This window comes from Cupriavidus sp. 01T418 (assembly GCF_056398885.1).
Window position 1 is genome coordinate 1 of the sequence record NZ_JBFTQG010000080.1, and the last position, 25,774, is coordinate 25,774.

Annotated in this window: 22 protein-coding genes and 4 pseudogenes; 8 read left to right on the forward strand and 18 right to left on the reverse strand. The window is 58.1% G+C overall.

Annotated elements, in window-relative coordinates:
• Window positions 1-217: pseudogene (locus AC1DQ3_RS35305) on the reverse strand (IS110 family RNA-guided transposase); the annotation flags it as partial.
• Between the two features lie 239 nt (window positions 218-456).
• Here AC1DQ3_RS35305 and AC1DQ3_RS35310 point away from each other — a divergent pair.
• From AC1DQ3_RS35310 to AC1DQ3_RS35320, 3 genes and pseudogenes are all read left to right on the forward strand, one after another.
• Window positions 457-1,572, forward strand: coding sequence for an alkene reductase (locus tag AC1DQ3_RS35310; RefSeq protein WP_477124734.1), 1,116 nt, complete (start codon window positions 457-459; stop codon window positions 1,570-1,572).
• Between the two features lie 90 nt (window positions 1,573-1,662).
• Window positions 1,663-2,499 carry an NHL repeat-containing protein gene (locus tag AC1DQ3_RS35315; RefSeq protein ID WP_477124735.1) on the forward strand — a complete coding sequence of 279 codons (837 nt, stop codon included), beginning with the start codon at window positions 1,663-1,665 and terminating at the stop codon, window positions 2,497-2,499.
• Window positions 2,500-2,588: 89 nt separating this feature from the next.
• A pseudogene (locus AC1DQ3_RS35320) lies at window positions 2,589-2,891 on the forward strand (Ohr family peroxiredoxin); the annotation flags it as partial.
• Between the two features lie 83 nt (window positions 2,892-2,974).
• Here AC1DQ3_RS35320 and AC1DQ3_RS35325 read toward each other — a convergent pair.
• Together AC1DQ3_RS35325 and AC1DQ3_RS35330 are read right to left on the reverse strand one after the other, a co-directional pair.
• Window positions 2,975-3,721 carry a glucose 1-dehydrogenase gene (locus AC1DQ3_RS35325; protein WP_477124736.1) on the reverse strand — a complete coding sequence of 249 codons (747 nt, stop codon included), beginning with the start codon at window positions 3,719-3,721 and terminating at the stop codon, window positions 2,975-2,977.
• 210 nt (window positions 3,722-3,931) lie between these two features.
• On the reverse strand, window positions 3,932-4,225 hold the full coding sequence (locus AC1DQ3_RS35330) for a hypothetical protein (RefSeq protein ID WP_477124737.1): 294 nt from the start codon (window positions 4,223-4,225) through the stop codon (window positions 3,932-3,934).
• Window positions 4,226-4,635: 410 nt separating this feature from the next.
• On the opposite strand from AC1DQ3_RS35330, the gene AC1DQ3_RS35335 reads away from it, so the two are divergent.
• The gene (locus AC1DQ3_RS35335) at window positions 4,636-5,562 is read left to right on the forward strand and encodes a polysaccharide deacetylase family protein (RefSeq protein ID WP_477124738.1); all 927 of its coding nucleotides are present in this window, start codon (window positions 4,636-4,638) and stop codon (window positions 5,560-5,562) included.
• Here AC1DQ3_RS35335 and AC1DQ3_RS35340 read toward each other — a convergent pair.
• Both AC1DQ3_RS35340 and AC1DQ3_RS35345 read right to left on the reverse strand, forming a co-directional pair.
• Window positions 5,527-5,754 (reverse strand): annotated as a pseudogene (locus tag AC1DQ3_RS35340) (hypothetical protein); the annotation flags it as partial. The gene AC1DQ3_RS35335 and the pseudogene AC1DQ3_RS35340 overlap by 36 nt on opposite strands.
• A gap of 228 nt (window positions 5,755-5,982) precedes the next feature.
• Complete coding sequence (locus AC1DQ3_RS35345) at window positions 5,983-6,603, reverse strand: TMEM175 family protein (protein WP_477124739.1); 621 nt, start codon at window positions 6,601-6,603, stop codon at window positions 5,983-5,985.
• Between the two features lie 470 nt (window positions 6,604-7,073).
• On the opposite strand from AC1DQ3_RS35345, the gene AC1DQ3_RS35350 reads away from it, so the two are divergent.
• Entirely contained in the window at window positions 7,074-8,294 is a 1,221-nt protein-coding gene (locus AC1DQ3_RS35350) for a DUF2252 family protein (protein WP_477124740.1), read from the forward strand.
• A 202-nt stretch (window positions 8,295-8,496) separates the two neighbouring features.
• On the opposite strand, the gene AC1DQ3_RS35355 is transcribed toward AC1DQ3_RS35350, so the two are convergent.
• The 13 genes from AC1DQ3_RS35355 to AC1DQ3_RS35415 all read right to left on the reverse strand — a co-directional run bounded on the left by AC1DQ3_RS35355 (window position 8,497) and on the right by AC1DQ3_RS35415 (window position 23,617).
• Complete coding sequence (locus tag AC1DQ3_RS35355) at window positions 8,497-10,170, reverse strand: ABC transporter substrate-binding protein (RefSeq protein ID WP_477124741.1); 1,674 nt, start codon at window positions 10,168-10,170, stop codon at window positions 8,497-8,499.
• Window positions 10,171-10,300: 130 nt separating this feature from the next.
• Complete coding sequence (locus AC1DQ3_RS35360; RefSeq protein ID WP_477124742.1) at window positions 10,301-11,047, reverse strand: SDR family NAD(P)-dependent oxidoreductase; 747 nt, start codon at window positions 11,045-11,047, stop codon at window positions 10,301-10,303.
• Between the two features lie 19 nt (window positions 11,048-11,066).
• Window positions 11,067-12,107 carry an oligopeptide/dipeptide ABC transporter ATP-binding protein gene (locus AC1DQ3_RS35365; RefSeq protein ID WP_477124743.1) on the reverse strand — a complete coding sequence of 347 codons (1,041 nt, stop codon included), beginning with the start codon at window positions 12,105-12,107 and terminating at the stop codon, window positions 11,067-11,069.
• Window positions 12,104-13,126 carry an ABC transporter ATP-binding protein gene (locus AC1DQ3_RS35370; RefSeq protein ID WP_477124744.1) on the reverse strand — a complete coding sequence of 341 codons (1,023 nt, stop codon included), beginning with the start codon at window positions 13,124-13,126 and terminating at the stop codon, window positions 12,104-12,106. The genes AC1DQ3_RS35365 and AC1DQ3_RS35370 overlap by 4 nt, the downstream gene beginning before the upstream one ends.
• Window positions 13,127-14,137 carry an ABC transporter permease gene (locus AC1DQ3_RS35375; RefSeq protein ID WP_477124745.1) on the reverse strand — a complete coding sequence of 337 codons (1,011 nt, stop codon included), beginning with the start codon at window positions 14,135-14,137 and terminating at the stop codon, window positions 13,127-13,129. It abuts the gene before it with no gap.
• Window positions 14,138-14,151: 14 nt separating this feature from the next.
• Complete coding sequence (locus AC1DQ3_RS35380) at window positions 14,152-15,096, reverse strand: ABC transporter permease (protein ID WP_477124746.1); 945 nt, start codon at window positions 15,094-15,096, stop codon at window positions 14,152-14,154.
• Window positions 15,097-15,431: 335 nt separating this feature from the next.
• Window positions 15,432-16,832, reverse strand: a complete 1,401-nt coding sequence (locus AC1DQ3_RS35385) for an amidase (RefSeq protein WP_477124747.1) — start codon at window positions 16,830-16,832, stop codon at window positions 15,432-15,434.
• Window positions 16,833-16,851: 19 nt separating this feature from the next.
• A complete protein-coding gene (locus AC1DQ3_RS35390; protein WP_477124748.1) occupies window positions 16,852-17,982 on the reverse strand; it encodes a CobW family GTP-binding protein in 1,131 nt (376 codons plus the stop codon).
• Window positions 17,983-18,058: 76 nt separating this feature from the next.
• The gene (locus AC1DQ3_RS35395; protein WP_477124749.1) at window positions 18,059-18,760 is read right to left on the reverse strand and encodes a cyclase family protein; all 702 of its coding nucleotides are present in this window, start codon (window positions 18,758-18,760) and stop codon (window positions 18,059-18,061) included.
• Window positions 18,761-18,872: 112 nt separating this feature from the next.
• Window positions 18,873-19,604, reverse strand: a complete 732-nt coding sequence (locus AC1DQ3_RS35400; protein ID WP_477124750.1) for an ABC transporter ATP-binding protein — start codon at window positions 19,602-19,604, stop codon at window positions 18,873-18,875.
• Window positions 19,601-21,433, reverse strand: coding sequence for a branched-chain amino acid ABC transporter ATP-binding protein/permease (locus tag AC1DQ3_RS35405; protein ID WP_477124751.1), 1,833 nt, complete (start codon window positions 21,431-21,433; stop codon window positions 19,601-19,603). Before AC1DQ3_RS35405 ends, AC1DQ3_RS35400 begins: the two co-directional genes overlap by 4 nt.
• Complete coding sequence (locus AC1DQ3_RS35410; RefSeq protein WP_477124752.1) at window positions 21,430-22,305, reverse strand: branched-chain amino acid ABC transporter permease; 876 nt, start codon at window positions 22,303-22,305, stop codon at window positions 21,430-21,432. The genes AC1DQ3_RS35405 and AC1DQ3_RS35410 overlap by 4 nt, the downstream gene beginning before the upstream one ends.
• A 112-nt stretch (window positions 22,306-22,417) precedes the next feature.
• Window positions 22,418-23,617 (reverse strand): ABC transporter substrate-binding protein, encoded by a 1,200-nt coding sequence (locus AC1DQ3_RS35415; protein WP_477124753.1) that lies wholly within the window; start codon window positions 23,615-23,617, stop codon window positions 22,418-22,420.
• A 248-nt stretch (window positions 23,618-23,865) separates the two neighbouring features.
• On the opposite strand from AC1DQ3_RS35415, the gene AC1DQ3_RS35420 reads away from it, so the two are divergent.
• From AC1DQ3_RS35420 to AC1DQ3_RS35430, 3 genes and pseudogenes are all read left to right on the forward strand, one after another.
• Window positions 23,866-24,750, forward strand: coding sequence for an IclR family transcriptional regulator (locus AC1DQ3_RS35420; protein ID WP_477124754.1), 885 nt, complete (start codon window positions 23,866-23,868; stop codon window positions 24,748-24,750).
• A 159-nt stretch (window positions 24,751-24,909) separates the two neighbouring features.
• Complete coding sequence (locus AC1DQ3_RS35425; RefSeq protein ID WP_477124755.1) at window positions 24,910-25,275, forward strand: amidase family protein; 366 nt, start codon at window positions 24,910-24,912, stop codon at window positions 25,273-25,275.
• A 336-nt stretch (window positions 25,276-25,611) separates the two neighbouring features.
• Window positions 25,612-25,774 (forward strand): annotated as a pseudogene (locus tag AC1DQ3_RS35430) (IS110 family transposase); the annotation flags it as partial.

Genomic DNA, 25,774 nt, shown 5'->3' on the forward strand with positions numbered 1-25,774 from the left:
CGGCAGCGACCACTCCTCCTTGTTCCTTGTACCGTTCAGTCAGGGCCAGCGCTGCCTGCAGCCGCAGCGTAGCCTGCGGTTGCGCGACGGTGTGTACTGTAGGACTATCACGACGGCCGTCGTGCAGTGCAACCATCCACTTGGCCGCCGCCAGCTCAAGTGACACCGCCAGCACCATATGCCCGGTGTACGTCGTATCTGCCAGATCTGTGCGCATGATGCCCTCCATTAGGCCAAGCCTCGACACGCTGATTCTATCTATCAGTGGATTGCCTCTCCGCTACATAGGATCTATCGACATCTGCGTGAAGACTGCGCGAAGGCGTCGCCAATCGCCGATCCGCCCGGTACGCCATTCCCCCCGGGAATGACTGTTATCGCCCTGCGGCCCCTTCTGCTCAATCGACGTTGCGACGATCATATTTTCACCGTCACTCATTTCCTGGAGCAGGAGCAATGAAGAACCTATTCAGCAGCAAAGCCGTCGGACCTTACGAAGTCGAACATCGCGTGGTACTCGCGCCACTCACCCGTATGCGCACTGAGCCCGGCAACGTGCCTGGCGATCTGATGGTCGACTACTATACGCAGCGGGCCACCAAAGGCGGGCTGCTCATTTCGGACGCGACTGCCGTATCGCCGCTTGGCATTGCCTACGTCGATGCGCCAGGCATCTATACGGAGGCCCAGGTCAAGGGATGGAAACGCGTGGTCGACGCTGTCCACGCGAAAGGCGCACGCATCTTTCTGCAAATCTGGCACGCGGGTCGCCAGGCACACCCGGCCAACACCGGTGGCGAAACACCTGTTGCCCCTTCTGCCCTGCTCTCCCTCGAACATGCCGCCATACGGGACGAGGATGGCAACATCACGGAGGCCGAACTGGTCCTCCCCAGGCCGCTGGCGCTGCACGAGATTCCAGAGATCGTAGAGCAGTTCCGCCGGGGCGCGATCCTGGCCAAGGAGGCTGGCTTCGACGGCGTTGAGCTGCACGCCGCGAACGGTTACCTCTTCGAACAGTTTCTGCTGGATGGCACGAATCACCGGACGGATGCCTATGGCGGCCCTGTCGAAAACCGCGCGCGTTTCCTCTTTGACACGCTCGATGCGGTCGTTTCCGTATGGGGACGGGGCAAGGTGGCCGTACGCCTTTCGCCGAGCGGTACCTATGGGACGATGTCGGACAGTGATTCACACAACACCTTCCGGTACGTTGCGGATAAGCTGAACGCTTATGACCTGGCCTACCTGCATGTGATCGAACCACGCGTCAGGGGTATCGTCGACATTGGCGCCGGCGAAGCCGCCGTCTGGTCTGGCGATATTCGCCGCTGGTTCAAGGGGACCCTGATGGTCGCTGGCGGCTTTACCGGCGACAGCGCCGAGCAGATCGTCGCGGAAGGAGGCGCGGACCTCGTGGCATTCGGCCGATTGTTCATCTCAAACCCCGATCTGCCCCTGCGTCTGCGCCATGGCGTCCCGCTGTCCCGCTACAACCGTTCAACGTTCTATGGCGGTGACTATCAGGGCTACACCGACTATCCCACTCACGACGCGGCGGCCCTGGCCTGACCTGTGCTGAGGATCATTTTCCTCGGCATCTGGCGACGGGGCGGAAACCCTGGCGCGCCGAATGCCGAGGGCTAGCAGAGAGGAACGATCTTGCCCTTACTAGTGACCAGCGCGTCGGGCGCTAATGGCGACGGCTTCGGCACGTTGCTCACGTTCGCGGCGGATGGACAATGCGGAGAGGCGTTTTCGAATGACGTCCGGATTGCCGATCCCCGAGGCATGTGCACGAGCGCCGACGGCAAGCTTCTGTATCTGAATAGTGGCGATGACCGAATCCTGGCGCTCGATTCTGATGGCCAAGTCGTTCTTGATAGCGGCCGGATTCCTGGCCTGAATGCCGGTGGCGGCGTGGTTGGACCGGATGGTCGCTACTATGTCGGTCTGCGGTCGGAGAAGACGATCGTGGCGTTCTCCCCTGATCTGAACGGCCCTCCGGTTCGGGTGCTACCTCCCGGCACCGTTCCGTTTCCGCGTGGCTTTGGGTTCGCTGCCGACGGACGACTCTTTCTTGCCTCCGGCATAGGCCCGGACGGCGCCGGCCAAAACACCATCCTTGCATTTGGTCGGGGTCCGTCGCTGACAGCGACTTCGTTCATTGACGACGCCGAGGTGAGCCCTCTGGATTTGGCCGTGGCCCCCGGCGGCAACGTGCTGGTCTCGAGCGAATACCCATTCGGAGCGCCAAACGCCGTTGCATCCATACGGGAATACGATGGAACCAGCGGTGAGCTTGTCCGCGTATTCAGCCCCCCGCATGACGTCCCGTTGCATCGGCCGCGTGGATTGCGGTTCGGCCCGGGCGGCGTACTCTACTGCGTGGCGCGCGACGCCGCAGTGGCCTTTGACTTCGCGTCCGGCCGGTTTATCGGGACTGTCGTGAGCCGCTCGCGGCTGAACGGCCAAGCGATTACGTTCTTTGGTCATTGACAGCAGGTAACCACGCGGTGGCCCGGGGCATTGCCTGCAACGTGGTCGCCACGAATTCGAACAACATACCAAGGTGTTGGCCTGACTACGCAACCAGCGACGGCGTAAATCCCGAGCAATTGTCTGCCGCGGGATACTCGGCGTGCTTTGTCGGTGCGATGCGCTTCGCAGCCGGCCGGCACAAGGCCGTGCTGCCGGCCGATACGCGCGTCGACGGTGCTGTTGCCATTGGTCCCACCGCCTCAAGTTTCGGTATCGACGTGGAACTGAAGATCTCCATCCCTGGCTTTGATCGGGTCGCCACGCAGGCACTGGTGGACAAGGCCCATCAGCTCTGCCCCTATTCGAATGCCACGCGCGGCAACATCAATGTCTCGCTGGTCGTGCTCTGATCGTGTGCCACCTCTGGACAGGTATCACATCCGTATGCACAACCGTGGCTCACCACTGAGCCGGCATTTGTCCGGGAGCGGGGCTAGCGAAGGCCCCCGCTTGCAATCAAGTGTTCGCCGGTGAGCCACCGCGCATCGTCCGATGCGAGAAACACCGCCACGGCCGCGATGTCGTCCGGCTGTCCAAGGCGGCCAAGAGGTGTCTGGCTAACGGCTGCAGCATCAAAATCGGAACCAATGATTCCCGCGCTATGGGTGCCTTCGGTCACGACCACCCCAGGATTGATGGAGTTGACGCGAATCTTGCGCGGCCCCAGTTCGCGCGCAAGTGCGCCCGTGATCGCGTCGACAGCGCCTTTCGTGCCGCTGTAGACGGCACTCGCCGCAGGCGTAGTGCGGCTCACAACCGAACTCGTGTTGATGATGCTGCCCCCCTCCCCAAGGTGCCTGGCAGCCGCCTGGGTCACAAGCAGCATGCCCAGCACGTTGATATTGAAGTGTTTATGGAAATGCTCTTCCGTGACTTCCTCTATCGGAGCGAATTCATAAATCCCTGCGTTGTTGACGAGGATGTCGAGGCGGCCGAAATGCTTGATCGCAGTATCGGCAATGGCTTCCGCGTCAGCACGTTTGGTTACATCGCCGCCAACCGCAACGGCCTTCCCGCCTGCGGCCGTGATGGCGGCGACGACTTTGTCGGCACCTTCCTTGCCGCTGGAGTAATTGACAACGACGGCCGCGCCTTCCGCCGCGAGAGCTTGCGCTATCGCAGCGCCGATGCCTTTTGACGCCCCAGTGACGACCGCTGCCCTGCCCGTGAGCTTGCCCATGGCGCTATCTCCTGTGAGGATTCCATGACTTGTTGCCGGTGCCGCACGCCGCATTGACCTTGCGCGCACACAACAGTAGGAATGTAGGCAGGATTGGCGGCGTGGTCGAGCATTTGCTCGACCACTTCACGCCACGAGCGTGTGTGCAGACGGTGCCCGTATCGGGCACCGTCTGCGATCAACGCCGGGTCGTGGCGAATGGAGTCGATATCAGGCCCGCGCGCCTTCGGTGTAGACGTCGCGGTTGCCGATGCTTGCCGTCAGGCCATCGCGATTGCTGATACGCGCGCCGTCCGTGTAGCCATCACGGTTGCTGATGCGGGCACCGTCCGTGTAGGGGTCGCGGCTGGTGATGCGAGCGCCATCTGTGAAGGCGCTGCGCTGATCGTTGACGCGATAGGAATAGCCATATGCTTCGCCGGCCTTTTGTGGGGCAGCCTGGGCAACTCCCGCTACGAAAGCGGCGGCGATGGTGGCGGCGGTCAGGATGGTCTTGGCGTTCATGATGTTCCCCTTGCGATGGGCCGGGCGATCCTGGTTTGGATAGCGGATCGCGGGCCGATGTTTGTGCTGCGTATTTGGCGGTTCCTTTTCGTCGCCTTCGCCTGGAACTATCTATTGCTAGATAGATAGCGAGAGTTAAAATAAAAAACCGCCTCCGGTACTGACAAACTGCTTGGCATTGCGTGGACTGCTGCACTTTGCAAGTGCTTGGCTGCTGCATCGCTGTCCATGGCGTGAATATTATCTATCAACCGATAGATAGACAAGGAAAACTTTGCGGCTCCAGGCGAAAAAATTTCTATCGGCCCAATTGAGTCGCTCAATATCGAGAGACGGCCACGATAACAGGTCTCCATGACCGCTTATAACTACGCACGATTTGCGTGCATTGAAATTAATTGAAGCTAGCTATGAATGAAAACAGGAGTGTCCTCTCGTCGCGCGACAGAGTTCCGTATGAACCGATCGCTAATCGGCGCCCCTTCTCTCTCCCCGACCAAGCGCGGATCGCAGTGTGGACAATCGTCAACGTAGAGAACTGGCTTCCCCATGACGCCATGCCGCGTTCCGTACTGTCGCCGCCCATGGGGCAGCCGCTACTGCCAGATATCCCGAACTGGTACTGGCACGAATACGGGATGCGTGTCGGATTCTGGCGCTTTCTCGAGGTACTTGAAAGCAGGAGCATCCGCGCCACGCTGGCGGTGAACGGTTCTGCGATACACGAATACGCTGAAGCGTGTCAGGCCGCGCATGATGCCGGTTGGGAATTCATGGGTCACGGCTATACACAGAAACCCATGCATCGCGTTGAGAACCAGGCTGCAGAAATCGCGCAGACAATTGAAGCAATCCGTCGCTTCACCGGCAAGCCTCCTCGCGGCTGGGAGAGTCCAGGACTCACCGAGAACGGCGACACAATCGATCTGCTTGCAGAGGCCGGAATTGAGTATGTCGCGGACTGGGTACTCGATGACCAACCAGTTCCCGTTAAGACCCGAAACGGGTCCGTTGTATCCGTGCCATACACCGTTGAGTTGAACGACGTCGTCATGTCTGCCATTCAGCAGCAGCCGTCAGACGAGATCTTTCGTAGAGGACGTGATCAGTTCGCCCAACTCTATAAAGAGGGAGTCACGACGCCAAGGGTGATGGCCATCTCGCTTCATCCGTACCTGACAGGCGTGCACATGAACGCCTTTGTTGCCAACGTGAGATCGGAACAGGGACGGCGCCGGCGCGCGCGCCGTCCCGCGATCATTGTCAGGCCGACGCGGCCAGGTCGGCATCGCACCGACCAGGATAAGCACAAGCACGACCAGCAATACTGTTCCTAACATGGAACCTCTCCTTCCCGACTCCGTAAGTTGACCAGTCCAACGCTGACATCTCGCCAAGGGGACCGGAATCTGCGAACCCGATGCGAAGGTATCCGCGCCATGCGGCATGACCTGTCTGGTGAAGTCAGGCTGACATGGATTGGCCGGGCAGTCGGTACGCTGTCGGACATTGTGGTCATTCAGATGCATCGGATCAGTCTGGCTCCAGAGGGCAGTCCTATGCGCCGCCCGGCCCTCGATGAGTAGACTGAAAAACGATCTCCACCTGGAAGTTGGTGCATGTGCCTCTGTTTCTCCTGTTTCGCAAAAGCTGGACGGGGAGGGATAGACGATCTGGATTATTTGGCGGTGCGTGGAGGCCGCGCGAAGCGCTCAAGGAGCGCGCCCATGTTGGTTGCGGAGGTGGGCCAGTTCATCCTAGCTCTTCGTCAGCCAGTCCCGGAACGAAAAATACAATGCCAGGAACAGGCAAAGGGCGATACTCACACCTTCCGATAGAAAAGACAACCCGAACGCCACCAAATAGAGGGCCGGGCCATATCTGTCCTGCTGAGTGATCTGCTTCGCCTCGGTTGTTGTGGCACTGGTCGCGTGTACTGCCAGTAGCCGTTTATCCTTCGTAGCGTGCCACCACAGCACTCTGAAGGCGAGAGAGATCGCGAGGACCGTTCCTGTGTACAAGTTCGCCGCCACTTTCGCCTCGGGATGGAGCAGGTAATCTGCGAGTAGCGCCGTCGGGAAAGGAAGGACGGTCACAAAGAAAAGCAGCAGGCCGTTCCAGTAAAGGAAAGCATGATCGCTTCTTTGAATCAGGGTGAACATCCAGTGGTGCTTCACCCATATCACCAGGATCGTTATAAAGCTGGTAGTGAAGGCCAGATAGCTGGGCCAGAGCGCTGCTAGCAAGTGTGCCAAGCCCTGCCGTTCGACCGCGGCGTGACTAGGCACCTTTATATCCAGAACGAGGAGCGTGATGGCTATGGCGAAGACACCATCGCTAAACGCCTCGATCCGACCAGTTCCTTCATCTTTCTGCACGTCTAAGACCTCCGGTGCGTCTTTCGCTGAAGATAATCAGTGATTCCGATCGCACGCGACCGGGAATCTCGCTCGACTGTGATCGCCGACTCCGGGCAATGTACCGGGCGAGAACGCCGAGGGTTCGTAGGTCATGGCAATCTCCGGTCCGGTGGCGTAGAGGAGCACCGACGCTGTGCATCCATACAGTAGTTTGCCATGCCCACCGGATTCCAGCCCCCTCCGCGCCAACCGCCGGACGACAAGCTCCCTGCCAAGTTTATTTTTAAGAAGTGCTTTTTGGTTATCATTTATACCGAGATCGACGATCGATGGCACCGCCTGAAATTCACCTCCCCGGTGAACGAGTCCTGTCCGGGCCTGGAGACTTGCCCGGATTTCGCGCGAGTGAGCCTTCCCTGCGCGCTACATCACCGTAGACAGTAATTCCGAGCGTTAGAATTGGACTTCGACCTTGCTTGGCAATAGCTATGTCCTCTTCTAAGAAGTTCGACCTTCCTGCTCCCGACGCTCGCCAAACGCATCTCGCAAACTGCAGGAACCTGAAGATGGCGCGCTCTGCCCACGCCTACGTACGCGGTAACACGAAAAAATTTTATGAGTGGCTGAAAGCCAAGCAACCACATACGCTCCCGGAAGGGCCAGCAATTTGGATTTGCGGAGACTGTCACGTAGGAAATTTGGGCCCTGTGGCAAACATGCAAGGAAGTGTAGAGATTGACGTCCGGGACCTCGACCAGACAGTCATAGGCAATCCGGCTCACGACATCATCCGACTTGCTCTTTCGCTAGCAACAGCGGCGCGAGGGTCCGATTTGCCCGGCATCATCACCGCGCGAATGATGGAGAATCTAATCGTTGGCTATCAGAGCGCATTCAATAATGTGGATGCTGTTGCGGGGCCCATTTCGCGCAGGCCAGCGGCAGTGCGCACGGTAATGCGCCTGGCCTTGGACAGAGAGTGGAAGGATCTCGCCCATGAACGCATCAAAGACACTACACCGACAATCCCTCTAGGAAAGCGGTTTTGGCCTCTTTCCAGCGAAGAAAAGACAGCAATCCATTCACTCTTTGAGCGCCGAGAGATTTCCCACCTCGCGACCCTGCTGACTTCCCGCGACGAGGGAGTACATGTGAACGTCGTCGACGCTGCTTACTGGGTCAAGGGATGTAGCTCTCTCGGACGCCTGCGCTTCGCAGTCTTGCTTGAGGTTGGCGGCGATAATGCATCGGCACCGGAGCTCTGTCTGGTTGATATCAAAGAGGCAATCAAAGCCGCAGCACCGAGATACCCTAAATCCGCGATGCCTAGAGGGAATGGAGAACGCGTTTTGGAAGGCGCGAGACATCTTTCACCATCATTGGGCGACAGAATGTTGCCTGCACAGATTTTGGGCAAATCGGTTTTCCTGCGCGAGCTGCTACCACAAGACCTAAAGCTCGAAATTGACTCCCTTACGCAGGATGAAGCCGGGCGAGTAGCCATGTTCCTGGGCGAGGTAGTTGGTCGGGCCCACGCAAGACAGATGGATATCGAAACTCAGCGTTTGTGGCTCACCGAGTTGGCTGCAAACCGTTCCAAGAAACTCGATGCCCCATCCTGGCTTTGGTCGAGCGTTGTCGATTTGATTGCGGGCCATGAAGTGGGTTACTTGGAGCACTGCCGGAAATTTGCGTTCGGAGCGGCGTAGCAACCATAAGGCCATAGCGTTATACACATCTCGGCGCCGACGGCGGCCCCCAATGAAGCGTTTACCTTCAATGACTCGCGAACTTCGCTTGTAAACTTTGTCGAAATCGCGTTTACTTTCGCGCTTTGGGCAAGCGCGTGGCAGAGGCAGCAAAGCAGGGATCAGGCCTCATCATTCACTTTCCGGTCACGGCAGCCGAACGCTACGCGCGAGAAAAATCCTGGAAGCGAAGATTGTTAGAGGTGTAGTAGGTAAACCCCTTCAGATTCTTCTTTCTGGCCAGCGTGAACTTCGGGTTCGTCAGGAATCCCCACGGCGCGTCTTCCATCAGGATGCGTTGCACGTCGCGGTAGACCTTCTGTCTGACGTCATTGTCCAGCGTCGCGAGCCCACGCTCGATCTCCCCGTTCACCTTTGCGTTCGCATAGTTGCTATAGTTGACGAAACTCTTCTGATGGAAGTAAAGAAACATCGAGTATCCGGGGTCAGATACCCAAGGCGAGTCGAGATAGAAGATAATCGGCTTCTGCCGCTTGGTGACTGCCTCGTAGAAGACCCCGGCTGGCAATTTCTCAAGCTGCAGATCGACACCGATCTTCCGCAGTGCCGTCTGATACATCAGGGCGATAGGCTCTTGAACAGGATCCCCTGCGTTGTAGCTGAGCGTCGTCTTGAAGCCGCTCGCAAATCCCGCCTCAGCCAGCAGCTTCTTCGCCATTTCCAGGTTGTAATCGTAGCGACCGAATTCGCTCGTCGCCATAGGATAGATCCGCGGCATCGGTGCACTCAGCTTGTCAGCCAGGCCGTAGTAGATCGTGTTGATGACGTCCGCATGCGGGATCGCGAAGTTCAACGCCCGTCTGACCTTGACATTGTCCAGTGGAGCCACCTTGGCATTCAACTCCAGCCACAACATGTAGGACGAGTTCACGGCGTCGTACGTCGCGTTCGGATTGTTTTTCAGGCTCAAGTATTCGCGCGGCTGAAGATACTGCGCGATATCGACGGCGCCTCCCGCAAGAAGCGATAGCCGGGTTGCCGAAGTGGGAACTTCGCGCATGATTACCGTATCCATAAAAGGCTTCGGTCCCCAGTAATCACTTCTGGCCTTGAATATGGCCTGCTGGCCGCGCATGATTTTTTCGACCTTGTAGGGCCCAAATCCCGCACTCTCGTTCTGCAGGAAGTTGGTCGCCCACGGGTCGGTTGCGCCGCCGGCGGACTTGCATTTTTTTGCGTCGTAGATGGGATTGTTCAACGCAGCCTGCAGCTTCAGCAGCAGGGGATTCGGTTCATCGAGATTGAAGGAAATGGCCATCGGCCCTTCGATCTTGATCTGATCGGGCTTCTTCAGACCGAGCGTAGCGGTCAGGAACGGCCCCATCCCCTTCAGATTGAACTTGCGATCCCACGTCCACTTTACGTCCTCGGCGCTGAGGAGGTTGCCCCAATTGCTCCGCACGCCTTCCCGAAGTTTGAACACGGCCCTCCGGCCGTCTTTCGAGACGTCCCAGCTCTCTGCCAGGCTTCCCTTGAGCGCCATGTTGTTTGGCCTTCCCGCGTGAATGGACGTATCCTCGCGAAGCACAGTAGGGCTTTGCGGGTCGGGGATCTTCTCGTATGCCACGAGATAATCGTACAGTGCGCCCAGCGAGTCCACCGAGCCCAGGCTTACGTCGAATTCGATGTCGAGACTTTGTGGGGTGGCAGGTGCCGCTATCACTAACGTCTTCGCCGTACTCTGCGCCTGTGCCGACAAGGGGCTTAGCGCCCCGCCCAGGGCAGCCGCGCCGGTGAGCGCCGTGCCCTTCTTCAAGAATTCTCGCCGGCCCTGGCTGGCCTGCTTGTCATTGCCGCTATTCTTCGGATCACCCATGACATCCTCCATCCTGTTCCATATCGATTTCCGACCGGCGCTAGGCGTTCACGCGTCATCATCTCCGTTCGGAACTCTGAGAATTGAAGGGAACTCTTTCGTCTAAAGCTTGGAGCTCCCCTGTCCCCGCTCAAATCATGTAATCGCCGCCGTTGGGATTCAGAGTGGCACCAATGAAATAGGCGCCTTCGTCGGACGCCAACAGGACCGCCGACGGTGCAATCTCCTCGACGGACGCCATGCGGCCGATGGGCAACTCGGAAAGCTTCTTGGCACGCCATGCTTCGGGCAGGCCACGGAAGAGCTCGGTGTCTACCGGACCAGGACAGATGGCGTTGACCGTGACTCCCTCCCGGGCGACTTCATACGCAAGAGACCGGGTAAAGCCGATCACACCCGCCTTCGCCGCCACGTAGTGCGCCATCTCGGGAGCGCCCTTGTGCGCCAATTGCGAACTGAGATTGATGATCCGGCCATGCTTGTTCTTCAGCATGCCCGGCAGCACAGCTCTCGTGCAAAGGAATACCCCGCGCAGATTGACGTCGATCATCCGGTCCCACATTTCGGTCGTCATATTGACCACGTGAGATGCGCTGTCAAAGCCAGCGTTGTTSACCAGAATGTCGATGCGCCCGAGTGCCGCCTCGACCTCCGCAAGTGCCGCATTGACGGAGGATTCGCTGGCCACATCCGCCGCGACCGCCAGACCCTCGACATCAAGTTCAGCGACTTCTGCGGCCGCGCGGACGGCATCCTCCTTCCGAAGATCAAGCACGGCGACATCGGCGCCCTCGCGGGCAAACGCCAATGCGATAGCGCGCCCGATTCCCCTCGCACCACCTGTAACCACAGCCTTCTTTCCAGTCAGTTTTCCCATCTTGAATCTCCCTCCCTTCTTACATTGACAATGCAACTGGCGGCTTCCCGAGTACCCGTTCCGCTTCCTGCTGGAACTCCGCGAACGTGTCGGCAGCGCGGTCGAGCTTCGCCACCTCCTGATGCCTGAAGCAGTGAACGATATGGCCGCCCCCAAGATCTTCCGGAGGAGGCATTTCTTTCCGACAGCGGTCGACCGCAAATGGACACCGCTTGGCCAGAAAACAGCCTTCAGGCAGATTGATTGGACTTGGAATCTCTCCCGAGAGGTTCACGCTTGTATCGAACGAAAAGTCCGGATGTGGCAGCAGGACTGCGGAAAGCAGTCCCGCGCTGTATGGATGCCGAGGCTCCGCGAAGACCTTCGCGGCATCGCCCTGCTCAACTATCATCCCCAGGTACATAACCGCCACGCGATGGCTAATGAAGCGGACGGTGCTGAGGTCATGCGAAATGAACAGATAGGAAGTCCCCAGCTCCTTCTGAATCCCCATCAGCAGTTCGATAATTTCTGCGCGCGCTGTCGGATCCAAGGCAGACGTCGGCTCATCCAGTACAACGAGCTTTGGTCGCGTCACCATGGCTCGAGCAATGCCCACACGCTGTTGTTGTCCCGCGCTCAGCTCCGTCGGATACAGCTCAAGCAGTTCACGTGGCAATCCGGTGAGCGCCGCGACTTCAAGCACCCGTGTCCGCCGCTCGCCGGCCCCCATGCGCTGGGCGAGCAGGGGCTCCTCGATCGCTTGCCCAACCCGATACCGTGGATCCAGGGACTCACCAGGTTCCTGAAAGACCAACTGCATCTCTCCACTTACGTTTCGCTGCGCTTGCCGCGAGCCGGTGTCGCGGCCGTCAAACTGAATCGATCCATCGGACTTCTCGATCAGGCCGAGAATGCACCGACCCACGGTAGTCTTCCCCGATCCGCTTTCGCCGACCAATCCAAGCGTCTCACCCGGCTGAATGTTGAAGGAAACGCCGTTGATGGCCTGAACCACGCTGCGTGAGCCTGCAATAGGAAACCGCTTACGCAATCCATTCACTTCAAGTAGCTTCGTCATGCTCGCTCCACTGGAAAATGACACCGTACCGAGTGGCCATCGGCCAGGTCCACCAGTGCCGGCGCTTGCTCCCTGCATTTCTGTTGCGCCATGGGGCAACGATCGGCGTAGCAGCAACCAGACTTTCGATCCGCACCACCCGATGCCGACCTGTGCCAGTCATTGCGCAGCTTCGCGTTGTGGGAGAAAGCAGCCATCAGCATGATGGTGTAGGGGTGCCGAGGGCGAAGAAAGAGGGCGTTGCGAGAAGCGACTTCTAGCACCTCCCCCGCGTACATGACAGCCACCCGGTCGCAGAAATGTGCTGTGATCCCAATATCTCTCGTGATGAACAGCATTGCGCTGTCCTGCTCTTGAGATAGCTGACGCATCGTCTTCAGAATCTGCGCCTGGACGGTAACGTCCAGACCGCTTGTGGCATCGTCGGAAATTACGAAGCGCGGTGAGCAGACCAGCGCCATCGCAATGACGACGCGCTGTGCCATCCCACCGGACAGTTCATGCGCATACGCGTTCATGCGTCGCTCGGGGTCAGGAATCTGGACCTTACGCAGCATGTCCAGCGCCTTGGCACTGGCGGCTCTCTTATCGAGCTTGAGATGGACGCGAGCTCGAGTCGCAATCTGTTCGCCGACCGGGATCAGCGGATTGAGTTCACCACGTGGGTTGGGTACCACGATGGACAGGTCGCGCCCGCGCTTGCGTTGCTGCTCCCTTTCGGATAGCTGCCGGAGATCGACGCCGTCAAACCAGATCTTCCCGTTGGTAATGCGACCCGGTGCGGGGGGATGATTAAGAATCGACCTGGCGAGCGTTGTCTTTCCTGCGCCTGATTCGCCCACCAATCCCAGGATGGACCCGGGCGCAATATCGATATCAAGACTGTTGATCGCTACCGACGGTGCACCCATTGCCTTCGGAAACTCAACCCGCAAGTCCCGAATGCTCAGCGCATTGCGTTTCAGCGGATCCGGCAGGCCGGATCGGAGAGAAGCGTTTTTGTTCATATCGAACACCATTCAATGTGCCAACCGCGGGTCGACAACGAAATACAGCAGGTCGACGATCAGGTAGACGAACAGGGAAAAGACCGCAGAGAACAGTACGAAGCCGAGCACTGGATACAGATCGGCATTGAGAACCCCTTGGACCGCGTACTGCCCTGCCCCACCCCAACTGAACACAATCTCGATCAGCACCGCACCACCAATCAGAAACCCGTACAGCACACTTACGATGGTGAGGATCGACGGCGCCGCATTGCGCAGCGCGTGGGCGACTACCAACCGATGCGGCATACCGCACAGCACTTCAAATCTGCTGAAGTCCGAATGCAGCATCCTTTCCACAGTGGACTGTGTCATCTTGAAGATCGGCCCGGCATTGATCAGGCCGAGTGCCAGCACGGGAAGGACAAGATGCGACACGGAAGATTTGAAGGCCTCCCAGTCCATCGCGATCAGCGAATCAACCGTGTACATTCCAGTAACATGCGGCGGTGGCATGATTGCCAGGTCGATGCGACCCAAAGGCGCTGGCGCTAGCCCAAGGAGCGCATAGAACACGTAGATAAGCACCAGCGCCAGCCAGAAGTCTGGAAGGGATCCGGCGATAAGACTGTAGAAGTCCGCAACCTTCGAGAGCCAGCTTCTGGGTCGAAATGCTGAGATCAATCCGAGAGGCAGCCCAATCAAGACGGCAACCAGCAAACCTGCGGTGACCAGTTCCAACGTCGCCGGAAACCTCGTTACTAGATCCTCGAGAACAGGGCGGGTCGTCTGCCAAGATGTGCCCATGTCGCCTTTCACCAGGTTCTTCAGGTAAAGACCGAACTGCACAGGGAGCGGCTTGTCCAAGCTCATGCTTTCCCGCAGCGAGGCGATGGCATCCGGCGTCGCTGTAGGGCCGAGCATCAGGACAGCGGGATCGCCGGGGATCGTCTTCACGAGCAAAAAGCTTACGAAGACGATGCCAATGATCTGCGGAACTACAAGGAGCATCCGACGACCGACATACTTAAGAATCTGCATGGTGGTTGCTCCTTTTAGCCTTGGATCCGCTGACCACGAGCCGGAAGCTCGCTGATAAGGGCGCGACGCTTCACGGGATCAGCCAAGGTTTCGATGCTCGCGCCGACCAAGGCGAAGCCGAATACCGTGATTGCGAGCGCTAGGCCGGGAAAGAGCGAAGGCCACCAATAGCCCGTTACCAGGTCCTGAAAGCCCATGGCGATCATGCTGCCCCATTCGGGTGTCGGAGCCCGTACCCCAGCCCCAACAAAACTGAGGCCTGCGGTCAGAAGTACCGCCCACCCAATGTTCACGGAGAGCTGCGCCAATACGGGTGACATCGCATTTGGAATGACATGGCGCCGGATGATGCCCCAGTCCGATAGGCCGGCAACGCGTGCCGCCTCGACATAACGGGCGCCCCGGATCGCCAGGACCTGTCCGCGCATGAGCCGCAGATAGATTGGAACGTTGACGAATGCAATCGCCGCGATGACGGTCGGCAAGCTCTGTCCCAGGCTGGCCACCAGCGCGATGGCCAGCACGAACACTGGAAACGCCTGCACGACGTCCGCGGTCCGCATCACGCCAACGCTGAGCCATGAGCGAAAACCGCGAGCACCGCCGTAGTAGCCGACAAAGGATCCGATCAGCGAACCGATCAACGCCGAGATCAGGGTGGCGGAAATGGCAATCGTCAGGTCGATCCGAGGCGCGTAGATGGTTCGGCTGAAGATGTCCATCCCCACCGAATCCGTACCTAGCAAATGTGACCAGCTTGGCGGTTGCAAGACCTGTGACGGATCTGCCTGGATCGGCGAAAATGAACTGATCATCGGCGCCAGAGCACCGCAGGCAACCACTGCAATGACGATGACGTAACCCAATACGAAACGTGGACGCGCAATGGCAACGCGCGTCATCAGGTCCATGTACGCACCGATTTTTACCCTGTGCCGGCCATCACTGGTGGCTTCCATTTGTAACTCCACTGAAGACACAACTCACCCCCATCCTCTGATTGATTCACGCCCGTACTTTTAGGTCTCGACCTCTGACACATTCAATAGCGAATATATGTGAAATCAAACCTAATCCGTGACCTGTTATTAAATAAACAAGTCCATTATGTGAACCACGGGATAACGCTCCTTTATTCAGAAGTCGCTCGTTCTTCGCGCGCAACATTCCCTGCCCTAATTCCGAGCATAACCACTGCACCACTGCTAATATCGGCTTCTGAAAATTTTCCTGGCGCCGTTGTGTCGCGCTTCTGGACGTGAGGTCAGTGCTTGGCTTTATTGAAGATGGGTCTTCAGAGACAAGGCGGCCTTATATTCACCCATGGCTTCTCCATTTCAAATGCGGAGGCTGCTCGGAAAATGTCGGTCTCAGCATTGATCCTCGAGACCAATTGAAGTCCTACTGGCAAGCCTGCCGGTGTGAACCCTACCGGTAGTGACGCGGCGGGTTGCCCGGTGAGGTTGAACGGGTATGTGTAGTACTGCCAGGTGCAGGGATTTCGTCCCGCAAACTGAGGCGGTACATCCACGTTCACCGGGAACGCCGGCACGGGCGTTGTAGGTGTGAGGAGCAAATCGAACGACTCGAACATCGCGCGGATCCCTTCGCGAAACTCGTAACGCGCGAACACTTTCGTGTAGTACTGCAGTAGCGACTGGTCGAGCGCCTTGTCGAGAAGTGATGCCACAGCCGGATCGAGGCTCTCCCGCGACTCGCTCAGTGTGCCGTTCAACCGTGTCCCCACTCCCGCATAGAATTCTGCCATCCAGAGCTGGTCCGGGTCTGGGCCAATTCCTTCCGGTAGTTCGACAACCTCGCATCCCAACTTCTCAAAAACCCTCACTGCGGATTCGCAGAGGCTCAGGACCTCTTGGTCTGGCTTCGCATAACCGAGAGTGGGGCTCCATGCCAATCGCATGCCTTTGACTGGTAGATCGCAGGCTTGAAGCCACGCCGGCACGGGAGCGGCGACCGAGAACGGATCGCGCCTATCGTGCCCGGCGATTGCCGACAATAGGAGAGCGGCGTCTCTAACGGTGCGCGCCAGAGGACCGACATGCGCCAGCGTTGGTGTGGCTGAGGCGGGGAACACCGGCACGCGCCCGAACTGAGCCTTGATGCCAAACAGGCCGGTAAGTGCCGCAGGCTCGCGGATCGATCCGCCGCCATCGGTACCCAGTGCGAATGGTGTAACGCCGGCCGCCACGCTGGCAGCCGCACCGCAGCTTGATCCGCCCGGCGTACACTCCGTATTCCACGGATTTCGCGTCACGCCGGTGAGCGGAGAATCGCCAACAGCCTTGCACCCGAATTCACTGGTGGTCGTGGTTCCCACAATGCATGCGCCCGCCTGCTTGATGCGCCCTACGGCCGGCGCATCCGTCTTCGCAATATTGCTGGCCATTGAGCGCGAGCCGAACGTCTGCCTCACACCGCCCACGGAGATGAGATCCTTGACCGAGATGGGCAATCCGTGGAGCAGGCCCACGGGTTCCCCGGCCATCAGAGCCCTTTCTGCCGACCTGGCAGCGTCCATAGCCAGGTCAGGTGTTCTGGTCACGAAGCAGTTCAACAGCGGCTCGACCGCTTCCAGACGTGTCAGACACTCCTTCATGACCTCGACCGGTGAAAGAGCCTTGCTCAGGATTGCCTCGCGCAAATGAAGTGCCGACGAATATGCGTAGTCCTGCATGGTTACTTTCCTCTTCGACTTAAATCAGACCCAGCGCTCGATCAAGCTGCGGCTCCGTGCTCGCGACGCACTGATCGAATTGCGCCAGGATTTGGTCCTTTGCGAGACCACGACCGATAAGCACAACACGGGTTTCCGCCTCGCCATGCGGCCAATCCTCTGCATAGGTCAGCGGACTGAATACACTTTGAACTCCCTGCAGAATGACCGGTTTGTCGATCTCAAAGAAATTAAGCAATCCCTTTACCCGATACAGGTTGCTGCCGTACGTCTCTACCTGATGAGCGAGGAACCTCATTACCTTGTCATAGGAGAGTGGACGCGGCTCTCGAACACTGATTGAGGCAATATCGGCAAGGTGAGACAGACTCGGGTCATGCCCATGCACATGGCCGGTCACGCACTCTGTGCAGGAGGTGTCGTGCTGATGCGCATGGCCACCATGACTGGCGTGGTGGGGACGCTCTGCGCCAATCCACGTTGCGATCGCGGACTGCTTGGTATTCGGATCAAACAAGTCGAGGCCAAGGAGCGCGTTCGCCCGCAGGTTTCCAAAGGAAGCGACCTCCTTAGGCGACAGCGGATTCAGGCGATTGACAATCTCATGGGCGCGTTTGCGCTGACGATCAGTAGCCAGGTCGCTCTTGGTGAGCACCAGTTTATCGGCGAGAGCAACCTGCCTCATCGCTTCCTGCGAGCCTTCGACCTGGCCCTCGATGTGCACCACATCCACCAGCGTCACGATTGCGTCCAGACGGTAGGTCAGACTTAGCGACATATCCGTGTAGAAGGCCTGCGCAAGCGGGGTCGGGTCTGCAAGGCCCGTGGTCTCGATGATAATGCGCTCGAAATCGACTTTTGGTTCTACGAGGCCCGCCTTGCGCATATAGAGCTTGTACAAGGCTCCGATGAAATCGTCCTTACTGGAGCAGCAGATACAGCCGTTGCTGAGTTCTAGCATATCGTCTGACGACTTGGCGATCAGGTCCCCATCGATTCCAATCTCGCCAAACTCGTTGACAATGACGGCGATGCGACCGCTCGAGGGATCCGACAGGATGCGATTGAGCAGCGTTGTCTTGCCTGCACCCAGAAATCCTGTCAGCAGCGTGATGGGAATCCGCTGGTCGTTGTTGCTCGCTTCGGTCATGGTCTTGTATCTCCGCTGCTTGGGAGGCAGCAAGCGATTTGCTGCCTCCCCTGTCATTTAGACTGTGTTGCCACGCTCAGGCATCGAGAACGGCCCAAGCCCGGACCGGCGAACCGCTGCCCTGATGGATCTTGAGAGGCGGGCCATAGAACATGAATTCCTTCTTGCCGACCAGTTCCTCGAGATTCACGAGCCACTCGTAGTGGGTAATGCCACGATCTCGGCAAACGCGGTGGCTAGGGAACAGGTTATGTGAGGGCTTGTCGGTGGACGGCCCCTCGACGCCGTGCAGCTTGGAACCCCGGTCAGCCAGCCAGTGCGTAGCTTCCGCGGTCAGGCCAGGATTGGTCCAGACCACCTCAACATTCGGGTAGTGGCGCTTATGGAGACCGGTGTTCATCAGTACGATATGACCATCCACCTTCACCCCTGCCTTCTCTTCCGCTTCCTCCAAATCCTTAACGTCAATATCGCCAAGGTCCGGGATGTGGGTCAGATCGAAGCAGACTGCCTTCCCCATGAACATGTCCAGCGGCATTTCGTCCACGGGCAAGCCGTCCGGATTGGTGTGATAGAACGCATCCACGTGCGTCGCGATATGGTCGATCGTAGCGATGAACGTCGTGGCGAACGTCATCTTGTCTTCCGGCACGCCCAAGCCAAAGGACTGTGTCTTTTCATGCGTCAGATGCGGCGTGACGACCGGACGCTGGAACAGCTTGTGCGCCGGCATGTTGTCAGACAGCGTCAGCGTCAGGTCAACGATACGTTGTGGCATTTCCCTTCTCCTTTCTTACTCTCAGTGAAAACACATGAATTCCTCTTACCGACCGGCCGGCCGATTACAGCGGTGATTCGACGGTCCAATAGGACCAATAGGGCGGCAGACTTCAAGCTGCCTTTCCCAGGTATGCCTCCATCACCGCCGGGTTTCTGGCGAGTTGTGCCGACGGACCGCTCATGGTGATGCGACCGTTCTCCATCACGTAAGCACGAGTGGTTACGGAAAGTGCCTGCACGGCCAGTTGTTCGACGAGCAGAATTGCCAAGCCCTRCCGGTTCAACTCTTTCAAGACCGGGAACAGAAAGTCGAGGACCTTGGGCGCTAGACCGAGAGATACTTCGTCGATCATCAACAACCTGGGCTTGGACAATAGCCCCCGACCAATCGCAAGCATTTGCTGCTCGCCACCCGAGAGGGAACCCGCAGCTTGCAATCGCCGCTCCTTCAAGCGTGGAAAGAGGTCGTAGATCCTGTCGATATCTCCCCGCAGGGACGTGACGCCCTTTCGCTGAGCGTGTATGTAGCCACCGAGGATCAGGTTGTCTTCCACGGTCTGATCCGCGAAAACGTAACGCCCCTCTGGCACCATCGCGATTCCGCACGCAACCATTTCGTGCGGACCACGGCCATGCACAGGTTTACCTGCAAAGGTAATGGCGCCAGAGACCGGCTTCACGACCCCCGCGATGGCCTTGAGAGTGGAGCTCTTGCCAGCGCCATTTGATCCAATGATGCCGACGAACTCGCCCTCGTGAACTTCGAGGGAAACCGCACGTGCCGCTTCGATCCGTCCATAGTTCACGGATACGCCATCAAGCTTCAATAAGGGGTTGCTCATGACCGCACCTCCAGCGCAGGCTCAGGATCTTCGTGTGACTTGCTTGAGCCAAAATAGGCTTCAATCACGGCAGGGTTGTTTCGGACTTCGGCCACCGGCCCCGATGCGATTACTTTTCCGTAATCCAGGACGGTTACATGGTCCGAAACAGCCATGATCATGTCCACATGGTGCTCGACAAGAATCATCGTCATGTGACGTGCGGCAAGGTCCCGGATCAGTCCACTGAGGCTTTCGATTTCGCCGTGCGTAAGGCCCGCTGCAGGCTCGTCAAGCAAGAGAAGCTTGGGTGACAGGGCAAGCGCTCGCGCAATCTCCAGCCGTCTCTGGTGACCAAACGGGAGGTTCTTGGCCAGTTCATCGGCAAAGCCCGCCAGTCCGACGTACTCAAGTAGAACCTGCGCCTCTTCCTGGAACCGCTTCTCATCACGAAAGAAGCTAGGCATCCTGAACAGGGTCGAGAGCAATCCACTTTCAAAGCGCGTGTGATAGCCCACCAAAACATTCTCGAGAACCGTCATGTTGCCGAACAGCTCCGTGTTCTGGAAGGTTCGTGCCAGCCCCATTCTTGCGAGTTCGTGGCTCACCTTTCTAGTGGCTGAGACGCCCAGAAATTCGATCTCTCCGCCAGTTGGTGCGTAGAATCCTGAAACACAGTTGATGAACGTCGACTTGCCTGCACCATTGGGGCCAATGACGGCATGAACCTGCCCTGCCCTGAGAACTTCACTGACGTTATCGTTGGCAACCAGGCCGCCAAATGCCATCGTCAGTCCCTTTGTCTTCAGGCAGACCGCGCCTCGTTGCGCATCGACCTGCAGCATTGTGTTGATACGCGTGCTGAGCCGCGGCCATTCCTCGGATGCGCGGCTAACGGAAGCGCGAAACCGACCGCGAAAATTTGAGAGGGTACCCACGATGCCCAGCGGGAGACAGAACATGACCAGCGCGAGAAGTGCGCCGTAGGCAAAACGTTGCCACTCCCCGAATGCCTGCAGATACTCCGGAAGGAACGTCAGAACGGTCGCACCCAACACCGGCCCGACGATGGTTCCCGAGCCGCCGAGAATGACCATCAGAAGGAATCGGACCGAGTCGTCGAATCTGAACGTGTCGGGGTTGACGTACAGGTTCAGATAGGCATACAGACCGCCGGCCATCCCGGCAAAAGCTGCGGCAATGACGAACGAGAACGTTCGAATGGCAATGGGATTGATGCCCATCGAGCGTGCCGCGATTTCGCTCTGACTGACCGCACGCATCGCTCGCCCGAAGCGCGACTTCATGGTGTTGTAATGCAGTACGTACGCCGCGAGGAACAGCACTGCAAGTAGATAGAAGTATCCCGTATCGTCCAGCGCCTTGCCCAGAAAGGCGGGCCCAGGAATTGCCGAAATCCCGTTTGTTCCGCCTGTTACGCCCTGCCACTCAATGGCAACGTTCTCAACAATAATGCCAAATGCGATTGTGATGACGGCAAGATAGACGCCCTTGACACGTACCGTCGGGTAGGCGAGTAACGCGCCGAACAGCGCGGCCACTATCATCGCAATTACGATTGTGGCGCCGAATCCGACGCCAAGCTTGGCGGCCAGAATCGCGGCTACATAGGCACCGATGGCAAAGAGTCCTGCCTGGCCCAGACTCACCAGTCCCGTGAGACCTACGAGGATGTTTAGACCAAGCGCGACAAGCGCGTAAATGGTAAGAAGCATCCATATACGCAGCTCATAGGTGTTCGACACAAGCTGGGGCAACAGGGCCATCCCTACGCCGAGCGCGCCGACGAGCGAGGGAAACAGCAAGGACCTGAGTTTTTCGGCTTTCATACCTTCATCGCCTCCTTCCTGCCAAACACGCCTTGAGGGAACGCGAGCAGCACGAGAATCATGATTGAGAATCCGATGACTTCCCGTGCCGCTGTGCTGATGTAGCCTTCCACGAATTTCTCCATGACGCCGTAGAGCAGACCCGTAATCACTACGCCACGTGCACTCGTGATGCTTGCCATGATCGCAACGGCGAAGCCCTTGAGGCCAATGAGCACGCCCATCGTCGTAGAGACCTGGATGATCGGTCCGACGAGAACCCCTGCGGCACCCCCGAGACCTGCAGCCAAGCCGAAGGAAATGGCAGTGATGCGGTTTACGTTGATGCCCATCAGACCCGCTGCCACTCGGTTGAATGCAACTGCCCGCATGGCACGACCTAGCACGGTCCGTCGATAGAAGATGTCCAATGCAAGCATGAACAAGACGGCAAAGGCAGGAATGAAGAGCTCTTGGGCGTAGACGCCGGCGCCCAGAATTGAGATGGGCTTGTCTACCCCGGGGGAAGGCAAGGCTCTCGCGAAAGATCCGAACTTGATCGTGGCATACGACTCCACCATGATGCCGATGGCAATTGTGGTCAGCATCCAGCCGATCGCCGTACCGTCCTTGTTGAACGGACGAACGGCAAATCGCTCGATTAGCACGCCATATCCGATGCATACAAGGATCGCTGCAGGGATCCCGAGCATCATTGGGACATTCGCGTCCATAGAGACGACGGCGATCACAGCTCCGACCATTAGGACGTCGCCGTGGGCGAAGTTCACCGATCGACAAGCTGACCACATGATGCAGAACCCCAGGCCGATCAGGCTGTAGATTGCCCCGATGGACAGCCCGCTGAGGATGTATTGCACAAAGGAGCTCATTGCAGATCCCTCCTCTTATCCTTTTGGATATACGTTTCAGGAAACTCGGGCAAAAAGAGATCCAGCAGAAGCATCCGAATCAATGCTTCCGTTATGGATAGTTAATGCGCGATTACTTGTAGGGAGTCTGGTCTACCGGCAACAGTGAACCGTTATACCAAGCAGTGAGCTTGTAGTATTTCTGCTTGATTGCATCGTGCTGCTCTTGCGCCTGTCCGAACGCCAGATCGTAATTCGCCACCAGGCCCTCATATTTGACTCGGTAAAGCGCGTCGCGGACCTTTACACGGTCATAGCTTCCGGCGCCCGCAATAGCCTTTGCGAGGATATGTACGGCGTCATATGCATTGGCGGTGCCACTCCCCATTTTCAGGTCAGCAGGGCTCTTGAGCTTGTATTTGTCTGCAATTTTTTGGTACACGGCGGCCGTCTTGGGATCTTGCTTGCCCATCCAGGAAAAAGTCTGGAAGACCAACACTCCATTCGCCAACGGGCCGGCGAGTTCGCCCAGGTTCCCCGCCAGTCCCCAGGCGCTGGCGATTACCGGCTTGTATTTGAGCTTGTCCATGCCACGGAGAATTTGGTTGCCTTCCCGGTCCAACGCAAACATGACGATCGCATCGGCGCCTGCATCCCGCGCCCGGATGAGTTGCGCCGTCATGTCCTGGTCGCCCCAGTTGAACGTCTCCATGGCGACGGGACTGATGCCTTTAGCCTGCAAGGCCGCCTTAACGTCGGGAGCGGCCCCATTTCCCCAGCCTGTATTTTCATAGAAGACGGCGATTTTTTTGGTCGAGGATTTTTGCAGCGCAACATCCGAGAGGTATTGCGCAACCCAGCGGTCCTTGGCCGAGACCCGGAACATCCAAGCATTCTTGCCCGAATCGTGCTCGATGATTTTCGTTCCCGCCGCCATGACGCCGACGTAAGGGATGCCGATCTGTTCGATGGGCTCACGCATTGCGAGGGCAACGCCACTATGGTATCCGCCGAGTATGGCGATGCAGTTGTCGGCCATGGCGATGCGCCTGACATTGTCAACGCCTTTGGGCGGTTGACCGCCGTCGTCATACACCTTGAGCACGAGCTTCTTGCCGAGCACACCGCCGCTTGCGTTGATCTCGTCGAGCGCAACCTCGGCCCCCATCCGAGCCGCCAGTCCAGTAAAGGCCTGCGGCCCCGTCAGTGCGCCCGACAGGCCAATGCAGGGCTGGCGCTCCTGCGCATGGCCGATTTGGACAACCGTCGTACAGATCACAGCACATGCAAATGCCGTTACATTGCGAAGCGAACTTTTGAATATCGACTTCATTGCAGACTCCCCATTTGTCTCATAACGGTGCAGGAAACTTTCTTTAGGCACTATTTTAAGGCGGCGCTTAATGAAACAATATCTCGTGTCCCCGATTTGGGGCGTCCATCTTATGGACTATTGTCGCTTGCCGCAAACGTGTTAGAAAGATATCCTTAGGATCAATGAGTTACAACGCTCCCTGGTAAAAATAGAAGTCCACGATATGGACCAAGCAGTTGAGAAAGCATCGAAGGAGACTCTTTAGAATGAAAAAGGTGGCCCCTACCCCAGCATTTTCTGAACGTAGTAAGCATTCCGGCACGCAGAGTATCGAACGCGCGGCAAGGATCCTTCGCGAGATTGCTTCCTATAGCGTTCATGGTTTACGCCTAGTTGATCTGTCCAAGCAACTCGGTATCGAACGCCCCACCGTCCATCGGATGCTCAACTGCCTGATCCGGGAGGGATTGGTGATGCAACATGCGACTTCCCGGCGGTACCTGCTGGGATATGGTCTCTTCGAGTTGGGTCTGACCGCGGCCTCTCACTTCAAGCTCTGGCACCTGTGCGAGCCGTCGTTGAAACGATTGGCAGACGGAACTGGCGGCATTGCTTTCATGACGATCCGGAGCGGGGCGGACGCCATCTCAGTCGCACGTGCGGAAGGACGGAACGCCATCAATATCCCGAGTCTGGAGATCGGCGTGCACCGGCCACTGGGAGTCGGGGCTGGAAGCCTTGCGCTGCTTATGTCGCTACCGGACGATGAAATCGAGCGGATCGTGTGCGCCAACGCGAGGCGTTTGTTCGGCTACAGCAAGCTAAGCGTCCCGCTAATGCTCGAGATTGTGAGAGCCTCTCAGGAGGTTGGGTATGCCGTGCACGATAGCCGCCTCATCGAAGGCGTGAGCGGCGTTGGGATTGTTGTGCAAGACAGCCATGGCGCGCCGCTCGGAGCAATCAGTATCACGGCCTTGGAAGACCACCTACCTGTCAGCCGACAGATTGAATTTCTTGCCCTGCTCCGGAAGGAATCGCGCATTATTCAGAATCTAGTTCATCAATCGAACTTTGACGTGGCCCAATATGCTCATTTGCTCGCTGAAGGTGAGCTTTACAATAGTCGCGCGTTAGAGACGGAATCAGCATAGCCTCACTGCTCAGCGACCGTTCTGGCCTTGGAATGGGAACCCACGACCATCGGTGCGTCCTTTCATCCGCGGATGGAATCGTGCGCCGTTGGCGAACTGCTTGCGTGCGGACCACCGGCCCGTTTCGCCGACTCGGTCGCGCCGCTGCCGCCTGGGTCTATGGCACTAGACTTGCGTTATGCCATCGTCGCTTCCAGGCACACCCGCCTCGAGCGTCTTTCTCCACGGCCGACGCGGGCAACACTGCCGCAGGCGGGCACGAAGCCCCTAGCACCAAGCCTTGATACCGTTGGCGTACTGGCTCACAGCGTGGATGATGCGGCCTTCTTTGTCGGCGTGCTGTCTCGGAACTCTAAACTGGCCAAAGCCTCGCAGCGTCCGGCCAGCCCGGTCCGTGTTGCGGTGTGCCATACCCCTGAGCCAGCCCCGATTCCCGCGCCGCTCTGGACGAAGCCGCGCGAACGCTATCGGGCGCAGGAGCCGTTGTACGTGACTTTGAGCTGCCGAACGCATGCGAGCGGTTGACTGAGACGCAGATCACAATCATGGCCTACGAAGCAGTAGCGTCCTTTGCGCCCGAGACGGAGGCTCACGCCGAGCGGTTCAGCCCCGCGTTCCAGCAGCTCCTTCGAGCCGGGAATGAAATCTCCGGGGAAGAGTTTCAGGCAGCCTTGACCTATGCAGAGGCGGCTCGTTCGGCATTTGCGATTGCGATGGCCGACCATGACATAGTCCTAGCGCCCAGCGCAGAAGGAGAAGCGCCTAGACAAAATGTATTGACCTGCCGCACCTCAAGCGGCGTGGATTAGGCTTGAGGTGGGTTAAACCAGAGGCCCAGAGCCACAATTGAGGGGGCAGGTCATGGAYAAGTTTAGCAAGTAYGTGGGCTTGGATGTCCACCAGGAAACGATCGCCGTTGCGGTGGCGCAGGCAGGCGGTGAAGTCCGGTACGTGGGGGAGATCGTGAATACTCCGGAGGCCATCAAGAAGCTAGTCACACAGCTCAAGCGAGACGGGGCTCGCC

Coding starts and splice junctions, on each gene's coding strand:
- AC1DQ3_RS35420 (WP_477124754.1), top strand. CDS start 23,866: ATGAAAAAGGTGGCCCCTACCCCAGCATTTTCTGAACGTAGTAAGCAT.
- AC1DQ3_RS35330 (WP_477124737.1), bottom strand. CDS start 4,225: ATGAACGCCAAGACCATCCTGACCGCCGCCACCATCGCCGCCGCTTTC.
- AC1DQ3_RS35390 (WP_477124748.1), bottom strand. CDS start 17,982: ATGACCGAAGCGAGCAACAACGACCAGCGGATTCCCATCACGCTGCTG.
- AC1DQ3_RS35365 (WP_477124743.1), bottom strand. CDS start 12,107: ATGACGAAGCTACTTGAAGTGAATGGATTGCGTAAGCGGTTTCCTATT.
- AC1DQ3_RS35425 (WP_477124755.1), top strand. CDS start 24,910: ATGGCACTAGACTTGCGTTATGCCATCGTCGCTTCCAGGCACACCCGC.
- AC1DQ3_RS35395 (WP_477124749.1), bottom strand. CDS start 18,760: ATGCCACAACGTATCGTTGACCTGACGCTGACGCTGTCTGACAACATG.
- AC1DQ3_RS35370 (WP_477124744.1), bottom strand. CDS start 13,126: ATGGTGTTCGATATGAACAAAAACGCTTCTCTCCGATCCGGCCTGCCG.
- AC1DQ3_RS35375 (WP_477124745.1), bottom strand. CDS start 14,137: ATGCAGATTCTTAAGTATGTCGGTCGTCGGATGCTCCTTGTAGTTCCG.
- AC1DQ3_RS35415 (WP_477124753.1), bottom strand. CDS start 23,617: ATGAAGTCGATATTCAAAAGTTCGCTTCGCAATGTAACGGCATTTGCA.
- AC1DQ3_RS35385 (WP_477124747.1), bottom strand. CDS start 16,832: ATGCAGGACTACGCATATTCGTCGGCACTTCATTTGCGCGAGGCAATC.
- AC1DQ3_RS35355 (WP_477124741.1), bottom strand. CDS start 10,170: ATGGGTGATCCGAAGAATAGCGGCAATGACAAGCAGGCCAGCCAGGGC.
- AC1DQ3_RS35410 (WP_477124752.1), bottom strand. CDS start 22,305: ATGAGCTCCTTTGTGCAATACATCCTCAGCGGGCTGTCCATCGGGGCA.
- AC1DQ3_RS35310 (WP_477124734.1), top strand. CDS start 457: ATGAAGAACCTATTCAGCAGCAAAGCCGTCGGACCTTACGAAGTCGAA.
- AC1DQ3_RS35405 (WP_477124751.1), bottom strand. CDS start 21,433: ATGAAAGCCGAAAAACTCAGGTCCTTGCTGTTTCCCTCGCTCGTCGGC.
- AC1DQ3_RS35350 (WP_477124740.1), top strand. CDS start 7,074: ATGTCCTCTTCTAAGAAGTTCGACCTTCCTGCTCCCGACGCTCGCCAA.
- AC1DQ3_RS35335 (WP_477124738.1), top strand. CDS start 4,636: ATGAATGAAAACAGGAGTGTCCTCTCGTCGCGCGACAGAGTTCCGTAT.
- AC1DQ3_RS35380 (WP_477124746.1), bottom strand. CDS start 15,096: ATGGAAGCCACCAGTGATGGCCGGCACAGGGTAAAAATCGGTGCGTAC.
- AC1DQ3_RS35325 (WP_477124736.1), bottom strand. CDS start 3,721: ATGGGCAAGCTCACGGGCAGGGCAGCGGTCGTCACTGGGGCGTCAAAA.